Origin of the sequence: Cognatishimia maritima, from assembly GCF_900129685.1 — a bacterium.
Lineage (GTDB): Bacteria > Pseudomonadota > Alphaproteobacteria > Rhodobacterales > Rhodobacteraceae > Cognatishimia > Cognatishimia maritima.
In genome coordinates, this window is sequence record NZ_FQWM01000003.1 from 259,755 (window position 1) to 267,191 (window position 7,437).

The window sequence follows — 7,437 nt, forward strand, 5'->3', positions numbered from 1 at the left end:
ACACCGGAGCGCAAATGGGTGAACGCATCAGTGAATCGGGTCGCTTCGTTTATCTCTCGCATGGTGTCGGTGATCCGCGTATCTGGAATACGTTTGTGAAGTTTGAACAAGGGATCGGCTGCGTCGGAAGGTGTTCTCATTGGCAAGCAGCTCAAGCTGAGAACGCCATCCATGATAGCGCCGCCCGGAATACCACCATTTTCGCAGCCTTCGACAGATATTGCAGCCCGATCACCATCTGAGCGTGCCGATCTGCCAGCCATGTATCCGGATCAAGCGGCACGGACAGCTGAACATTCTCCGCCGCCTCGCCGCCTGGACGACCAACACCCGATTTAGATACCCAAAGCGCCTGAATTGCTTCAGCCACATATCGCCCGACCGAAAAGCGTCCCGCAGATGAAAACACGCTGCCACTTCCCAAAGACGCCTGCCTCCGGTTTCTTGATTGTCCAAATGCCGATGCCGTGTGGATGTCCGACGTAGGAAATCCCTTGGTTGGTCATGCCTCGTACCGCTCTGGATCAACGCCGTCGCCTCTATGAGAGGCAAGGCTATATTGGCACCTTCTACATTCAGAAGGCACAGCATTCGCCGGATAGAGCGCCTGAATCTATTGTGCCCCTGAAAGACGTGCGCAATCGGATCTGACGACAACGTATCAGACAATCTCGCGGCAATGGCGGCCAGATCAGGCAGATGCTCCCAGCTCAGACTGCCTTCGACGGCTTTTCCAAAGATGGGCCGTCCTCTTTGGCTTCCAGAAGCGCGGCACCCAAATCCCGGAAAGATCGGGCGGTCTGTTGAACTGCCGATCTGGCATTCTCCACGCGGACCGTGCAAAGCCGCCGCCCTTCGCGCTAGGTCTTTCTCAACGATTCGGTCATGGGTCTCAGCTATCGCGTCTGAAATTGCGGCTCGCCACTCCAGAGCACAGACAGCTAGGATAGCCAAGCGCCGATCGTCTGGCAGATCGCGCAGTCCATCGGCGAAATACCTTCACCCTGACGACGGAGGCGGGTGACTCGATGTTCCGGCACACCCGCAACCAAATCAAGCGGGAGGCTAATATGATGTAGATATTCCAGATGGTCCAGCAATCGGTTCGCACCTGCCGAATTGTTGCCAACTTCAAATTGGCGCAACCACACGAACCACGTGAGCCGACCAATCCTGCGAGAACCAACAGCGTGAGCTGGGCGAATTTACAGAGCGCGGTGGCTATGATTTCATGGATGTTTTCATGAAAACTGCGTCAGGCACCAAGTCGAACCGAATGGAGCGATCAAAAATCATAGATCTGGCCCAAGCCCGGAAAATTGAAGCCGTGTTGGTCACCGAGCTTTCACGGTGGGGGCGCTCCACTCAAGACTTGCCCGATACCCTCAACAAACTCTCAGGCTGGAAAGTTTCGGTCGTCGCAATGTCAGGTCTGACCTTCGAATTGGACACGCCGCATGGACGCATGATGGCGACGATGCTGGCAGGGATCGCGCAATTTGAACAAGAACTGATTAGCGAGCGCGTAAAAACTGGCCTCGCCACGGCTCGCGCGCGCGGGAAAAACTAGAGCGCCAGCCGGGGCAGCGTCCAAAATCAGACAAACTTGCGCAGAACGTTCTTGCATCCGTTGAGGAAAGACGTAGCGATCGCTGGATCGCCCGCGACCTCGGCATCAGCAAGAAAAGCGTGCTCGGCATCGTCAAGCGGCATCGCAAAACCGCTTAGAGTGTCCTTTCGCCCCGTACCGCAAACGCCCCCAGTTTGTCTTGCTTGTTTCCAATTTCGACCCTCAGTTTCCTAACTCTGTGGCGGACCACTTCAGTTCAGGAGGATAAATCAGATGAGTGAAACTACCAAACAAAGTGATCAAGATTCGCCCTATATAGCAATCAACACCACCGGAGTACCAACCGAGCCAACATGATACTGGCATCGCTTATTAACTGTGACAGAGCAATGGTCTGGTATCGTTATCCGATCTCTCCCATGCAGAGGTATTTGATTTCTAGGTAGTCTTCGATACCGTACTTCGACCCTTCACGGCCAAGACCGGATTGTTTGATGCCCCCAAAAGGCGCTATTTCGGTTGAGATCAGGCCGGTATTAGCACCAACCATGCCGCTTTCCAAAGCCTCTGCCACACGCCAAATGCGTGCCATGTCACGGCTGTAGAAATATGAGGCAAGCCCGTACTCGCTATCGTTTGCCATGGCGATCACGTCGTCTTCGTCGTCAAATTTGAACAGCGGAGCGACCGGGCCAAAAATTTCTTCCTTTGACACAATCATTTCACAGGTCACACCGGTCAGAACGGTGGGTTCAAAGAAGGCGCCACCCAGTTCAGAGCGTGCACCGCCAAGGGCGATGTTTGCCCCTTTGGAAACCGCATCAGCCACGTGGGCTTCAACTTTTTCAACAGCCGCTGCGTTGATCATCGGCCCCGTCGTGATGCCATCAGCAAAGCCGTTGCCCACAGAGAGCGCTTTGGTCTTTTCAACCAGTTTGGCCGCGAACTCGTCATACACGCCCGCATGCACATAGACCCGGTTCGCGCAAACGCAGGTTTGGCCGTTGTTGCGATATTTTGCGATCATCGCGCCTTCGACTGCCGCATCGACATCCGCATCATCAAACACGATGAACGGTGCATTGCCGCCCAGTTCCAGCGACACCTTCTTGATGCTGTCGCTGCACTGGCGCATCAAAATTTTTCCAACACGCGTGGAGCCGGTGAAGGTCACCTTGGCAATTTTATCGTTGCCACACAGCTCCTCGCCAATAGCAGCACTATCGCTCGATGTGATTACATTAAAGATCCCGGCTGGGATGCCCGCACGTTCGCCCAGAACGGCCATGGCCAAAGCCGACAGAGGTGTGAGTTCGGCCGGGCGAGCAACAAAGCTACAGCCCACGGCGAGGGCCGGTGCCACTTTTCGGGCGATCATCGCATTCGGGAAATTCCACGGGGTGATCGAGCCCACGACGCCGATCGGCTGTTTTAGGACCACAATACGTTTGTCGCGCTGGTGACCCGGAATGATGTCACCATAAACGCGTTTCGCTTCTTCAGCGAACCATTCAATGAAGGATGCACCATATAGGATTTCTCCACGCGCTTCCGCCCAAGGCTTACCCATTTCTGCGGTTAGAATGGTCGCCAGATCATCTGCGTTTTCCAGCATCAGATCATACCATTTGCGCAAGATGGCAGAGCGTTCTTTACCCGTATGTGCAGCCCAGTCTTTTTGCGCAGCATAGGCACTATCAATGGCTGATCGTGTATCTTCGACGCTAAGGTCTGCGACCTCTGCGATGACATCGCCCGTCGCCGGATTCGTCACCGCAAAAGTCTTGTTAGACGTAACCCAAACACCGTTCACATAGGCGCGGCTTTCTAAAAGCGAAGCATCATTGAGTGGCAGTTTTACGAATGCTGCAGTCATATTAAGCGCCTTTCACAGTTGCGATGGACGCTTCAAGGATGCCCAATGCTTCTTCAAAAATTTCATCTTCGATGGTCAGGGGAGCCAAGAAGCGAATCACGTTTCCATAGACCCCGCAGGTCAACAACACCAATCCACGAGACAACGCCTCTGCGCGCACCGCATTGGCGAAATCTGGGTTCGGCGCAGCGCCATCTGCTGTGTTGAACTCTGCAGCAATCATGAAACCCGGACCGCGTACATCCACTAATTCTGGCAGCGTCGGCTTCAACGCCGTCAGGCGAGCTTTCAGGCGTTCACCAAGTTCCTGAGCACGCGCGCAAAGACCTTCGCCTTCGATTACATCCATAACAGCATGTGCGGCTGCAATCCCAAGCGGGTTACCGCCATAGGTTCCACCCAGTCCGCCGGGAAGTACAGCGTCCATCACTTCCGCACGTCCAGTGACAGCGGCCAAAGGCAGACCACCCGCAAGACCCTTTGCCATTGTGGTGATGTCAGCGGAGACGTCGTAATGCTCCATTGCGAACAATGCGCCAGTACGGCCAAAGCCGGTTTGCACCTCGTCGGCGATCAGCAGAATACCGTGTGCGTCACACACAGCGCGGAGGCGTGTCATCAGCTCTGAAGGAGCTGGATAAAATCCACCTTCCCCCTGCACAGGTTCAATGATGATTGCGGCCACATGCTCTGGATCGAGGTCGGCCTTAAACAGGCCTTCAAGCGCATCCATCGATTGATCAACAGAGGTACCGTGTATTTCAACCGGGAAAGGGACATGGAACGTATCTGGCATCATCGCACCAAACCCCTTTTTGTAAGGCACGACTTTGCCGGTCAGGCTCATGCCCATGAAGGTCCGGCCATGAAAACCTCCACCAAAGGCAATTACCGCTGGGCGGCCCGTCCCAGCGCGTGCGATTTTAACCGCGTTTTCTACGGCTTCAGCGCCAGTTGTCACAAAGATGGACTTCTTCGGACCCTCCCCCGGAACCGCCGCATTTAGACGCTCTGCAAGGCTCACATAGTTTTCGTAAGGCAGAACCTGATGGCAGGTATGGGTGAACGCTGACAGTTGTTTTTGAACTGCTTCTATCACCACTGGATGGCAATGCCCGGTATTCACAACGGCAATACCTGCGGCAAAGTCGATATAGCGATTGCATTCTACATCCCAAACCTCAGCATTCTTGGCACGCTGTGCGTAGACCTGTGTCTGCATCCCAACACCACGTGAAATCGCTTGGTTTTTGCGAGCACTTACTTCTGAGTTCAACATATCTCTATTTTTCCCATTCACGCGCTTCATCCAGCGGCAAGATTTAAGCAGGGTAGGAAAGTTAACTACGGCAAAAAAGTCTGTTTCTTGTAGACAGCAAGCCTTTGAAATTATTTACTTCATTTGAAAAGTGTTGAGGATTCAAAACATGTCAAACACTGCGAATAAAGATATCGAACTGGGACTCAGGCTCCGTGCAATCCGCGAGCGTGCTGGCCTATCTCAACGCGCATTGGCGAAACAAGCGGATGTGACGAACTCCACGATATCCTTGATTGAATCAGGCAAAATGAACCCTTCCGTTGGTGCCCTGCGACGGATTCTTGATGGCATTCCGATCAGCCTGTCAGAGTTCTTTGCATTTGCACCGGATCCCGGACCGACCATTTTTTATGCAGCTGAAGAGCTGACTGAGATCGGCAAAGGGGGATTGTCGCTGAAACAGGTTGGAAGCAATCTCTTTGGACGCGACATGATGATCCTTAAGGAAACTTACGCCATCAAAGCAGACACTGGCCGCGTGATGTATGAACACGACGGTCAAGAAGGCGGAGTCGTGATTTCAGGGCGGATCGAAATCACTGTGGGCGCGCAACGCAAAATCTTGGGACCAGGGGACGCCTATTACTTCGATAGCCGTAAATCGCACCGGTTTCGGCAAGTTGGGCCAGAAAAATGTGTATTGATCAGCGCCTGTACGCCGCCGACCTTTTAGGAACGTTTACTTAATATCAGAGTCAACAGGTCCAAATCGGGCGACTTGGTAAGAGAGCGACATCGGCTCAACGAATCCACTTAGGAGTGGAGCTGAAGCAAAAACCTTCTCTTATCAAATCAGTCTAACTGTCCCAATGCGCTGATTTAAGATATTGTCCGTCATCGAATGATTTGGAACACGAGCGATTGGTTGGCTTAGGAGTATCAGGCTCGCTGTAGACTCATGTTATGCCGCGTTCTGTTGATGCAGCAAGCGTCGTTTCTGGATTGTCTGTTTTTTGATCTCCTTTCTGCGCCTGAGGATGGTTTCGGCCCGACCGAAGTAGACATCGGCAGGTGTCAGGTTGCCGATGCTCTCGTGGTATCGGTTGTGGTTGTAGTGATCGATGAAGTCGCAGATTGCCTGCTCAAGCGCCCCAGGCAAGTAGTAGTTTTCCAACAAGATGCGGTCCTTTAGGGTTTGGTGCCATCGCTCGATCTTGCCCTGGGTCTGCGGATGGTTGGGCGCTCCCCGAACATGGTCCATGCCCTGACCTTCAAGCCATCTCGCCAGGTCACCGGAGATGTAACTGCTGCCGTTGTCACTGAGCAGCCGGGGCTTATGAGCAACGGTGGCACTGTCGCAACCTGATGCTGCCAAAGCGTTTTCCAGCGTTGCAGTGACATCGTCAGCTTTCATCGTTGTACACAGGCGCCAGGAGACGACGTAGCGGCTGTAGTCGCCGAGGATTGTCGACAAATAGAACCAACCCCAGCCGATGACTTTGAGATAGGTGAAGTCGGTCTGCCAAAGCTGGTTCGGCCGCACAGTCTTCTCATGGAACTCATCGGCCGCTTTAATGGTGATGCAGGCTGGGCTGGTGATCAGATCCTTCGCCTTCAGAAGCCTGTAAACACTAGCCTCGGAGACGAAGTAGCGCCTGGTATCAGTGATCCGCACCGCAAGTTCGCGTGGCGATAACTCGGGTTCTTCCAGAGCCAGTTCCACGATCTGCTTGCGTGCCTTGTCGGGGATGCGGTTCCAGACCCTGCCGGGCCGGGAATGGCGATCTTCAAGGCCAGCTTCGCCCAGAGACAGGTAGCGGTCGTACCAGCGATAGAACGTGGTTCTGGGGATGCCGAGCTTTTCCAATGTGCGTTTGATCGGCAGGTGCGACCCGTCAACCAGAGGGATGTTCTCAAGCGTCTCGGAGGCGGGATATCTCATTCGTCGTCTCCCCCATCCTCGAACATGTTTTTTTGAGCAGCCTGTTCTCGAGGGTCAGGTCGGCAACGACCTCTTTCAGCGCCGATGACTCCGCCTTCAGATCCTTCACCTCAACACCGGTCGCCTGACGCGCCGTGTCCCCAGCCAGTCGCTTCTTGCCAGTCTCGAGGAACTCTTTCGACCAACTATAATACAGGCTCGTGGCAATCCCTTCACGACGACACAGCTCCGCTATGCTGCCCTCACCTCTGTCTGACGTCAGCACCCGATATACTCCAGCTACTGGTCGTATATATATGAAAAATGCGGGCTTCCTAGCGCGATTTCGAATGTGTGATTGTTCAGTACGATTAGGCTGGGCGGCCCTGCCTAGTGCCAGCCAACCCGAGGCGCGCGCGGAATCTGATCCTTCGCACGGCTGCGGATCATATCCATATGCTCCTGGCGCACCGCGCCCGCACCCGGATCGTCAAACAGATTGACCATCTCATCGGGGTCTTCCTGCATGTCATAAAGCTCACCCGTATCGGTTTTCAGGTCCACCGACATCCGGTACCGCCCGCTGCGCACAGTGATCAAGTCCATGTCCATACCACTACGCTGGGAATCCACTTCCCATTCGTTCACCGCAAAGTCGCGACTTTCGCTTCCGTCGATCAACCCCATCCAAGACGCACCGTTATCGTCTTCGCCAGCCAGACCACAAAGATCAATCAACGTGCTGCGAATATCCACCGTGCCAACCGGATCGTCGACGACGACGCCCGGCGCAACGCCGGGGCCAGACA

General features: G+C 54.2%; 8 protein-coding genes. 3 read left to right on the top strand and 5 right to left on the bottom strand.

Features of this window, described 5'->3' with window-relative positions; translation table 11 throughout:
• Positions 1 to 151: 151 nt before the first annotated feature.
• Positions 152 to 370 (bottom strand): hypothetical protein, encoded by a 219-nt coding sequence (locus tag BUA39_RS09765; RefSeq protein WP_131814594.1) that lies wholly within the window; start codon positions 368 to 370, stop codon positions 152 to 154.
• 134 nt (positions 371 to 504) lie between these two features.
• Here BUA39_RS09765 and BUA39_RS16820 point away from each other — a divergent pair, with 134 nt between their 5' ends.
• A complete protein-coding gene (locus BUA39_RS16820) occupies positions 505 to 651 on the top strand; it encodes a hypothetical protein (RefSeq protein WP_165610505.1) in 147 nt (48 codons plus the stop codon).
• 544 nt (positions 652 to 1,195) lie between these two features.
• Positions 1,196 to 1,570, top strand: coding sequence for a recombinase family protein (locus BUA39_RS16985; protein WP_242648577.1), 375 nt, complete (start codon positions 1,196 to 1,198; stop codon positions 1,568 to 1,570).
• 403 nt (positions 1,571 to 1,973) lie between these two features.
• On the opposite strand, the gene BUA39_RS09780 is transcribed toward BUA39_RS16985, so the two are convergent.
• Together BUA39_RS09780 and BUA39_RS09785 are read right to left on the bottom strand one after the other, a co-directional pair.
• Entirely contained in the window at positions 1,974 to 3,446 is a 1,473-nt protein-coding gene (locus BUA39_RS09780; RefSeq protein ID WP_072793021.1) for an NAD-dependent succinate-semialdehyde dehydrogenase, read from the bottom strand.
• 1 nt (position 3,447) lies between these two features.
• Positions 3,448 to 4,725 (bottom strand): 4-aminobutyrate--2-oxoglutarate transaminase, encoded by a 1,278-nt coding sequence (locus BUA39_RS09785; RefSeq protein WP_072793022.1) that lies wholly within the window; start codon positions 4,723 to 4,725, stop codon positions 3,448 to 3,450.
• Between the two features lie 148 nt (positions 4,726 to 4,873).
• Between BUA39_RS09785 and BUA39_RS09790 the strand changes: the two genes are divergently transcribed.
• On the top strand, positions 4,874 to 5,440 hold the full coding sequence (locus BUA39_RS09790) for a helix-turn-helix domain-containing protein (RefSeq protein WP_072793023.1): 567 nt from the start codon (positions 4,874 to 4,876) through the stop codon (positions 5,438 to 5,440).
• A gap of 228 nt (positions 5,441 to 5,668) precedes the next feature.
• Here BUA39_RS09790 and BUA39_RS09795 read toward each other — a convergent pair.
• Positions 5,669 to 7,028, bottom strand: a protein-coding gene (locus tag BUA39_RS09795; RefSeq protein ID WP_423219939.1) for an IS3 family transposase whose coding sequence is annotated in 2 segments (ribosomal slippage) — positions 5,669 to 6,683 and positions 6,682 to 7,028 — 1,362 coding nt in all. Because the reading frame shifts where the segments join, the coding sequence is not laid out codon by codon here.
• Positions 7,019 to 7,437 (bottom strand): sulfatase/phosphatase domain-containing protein (locus BUA39_RS09805; protein ID WP_341349545.1); only part of this gene is annotated, 419 nt, incomplete at its 5' end. The genes BUA39_RS09805 and BUA39_RS09795, both read right to left, overlap by 10 nt.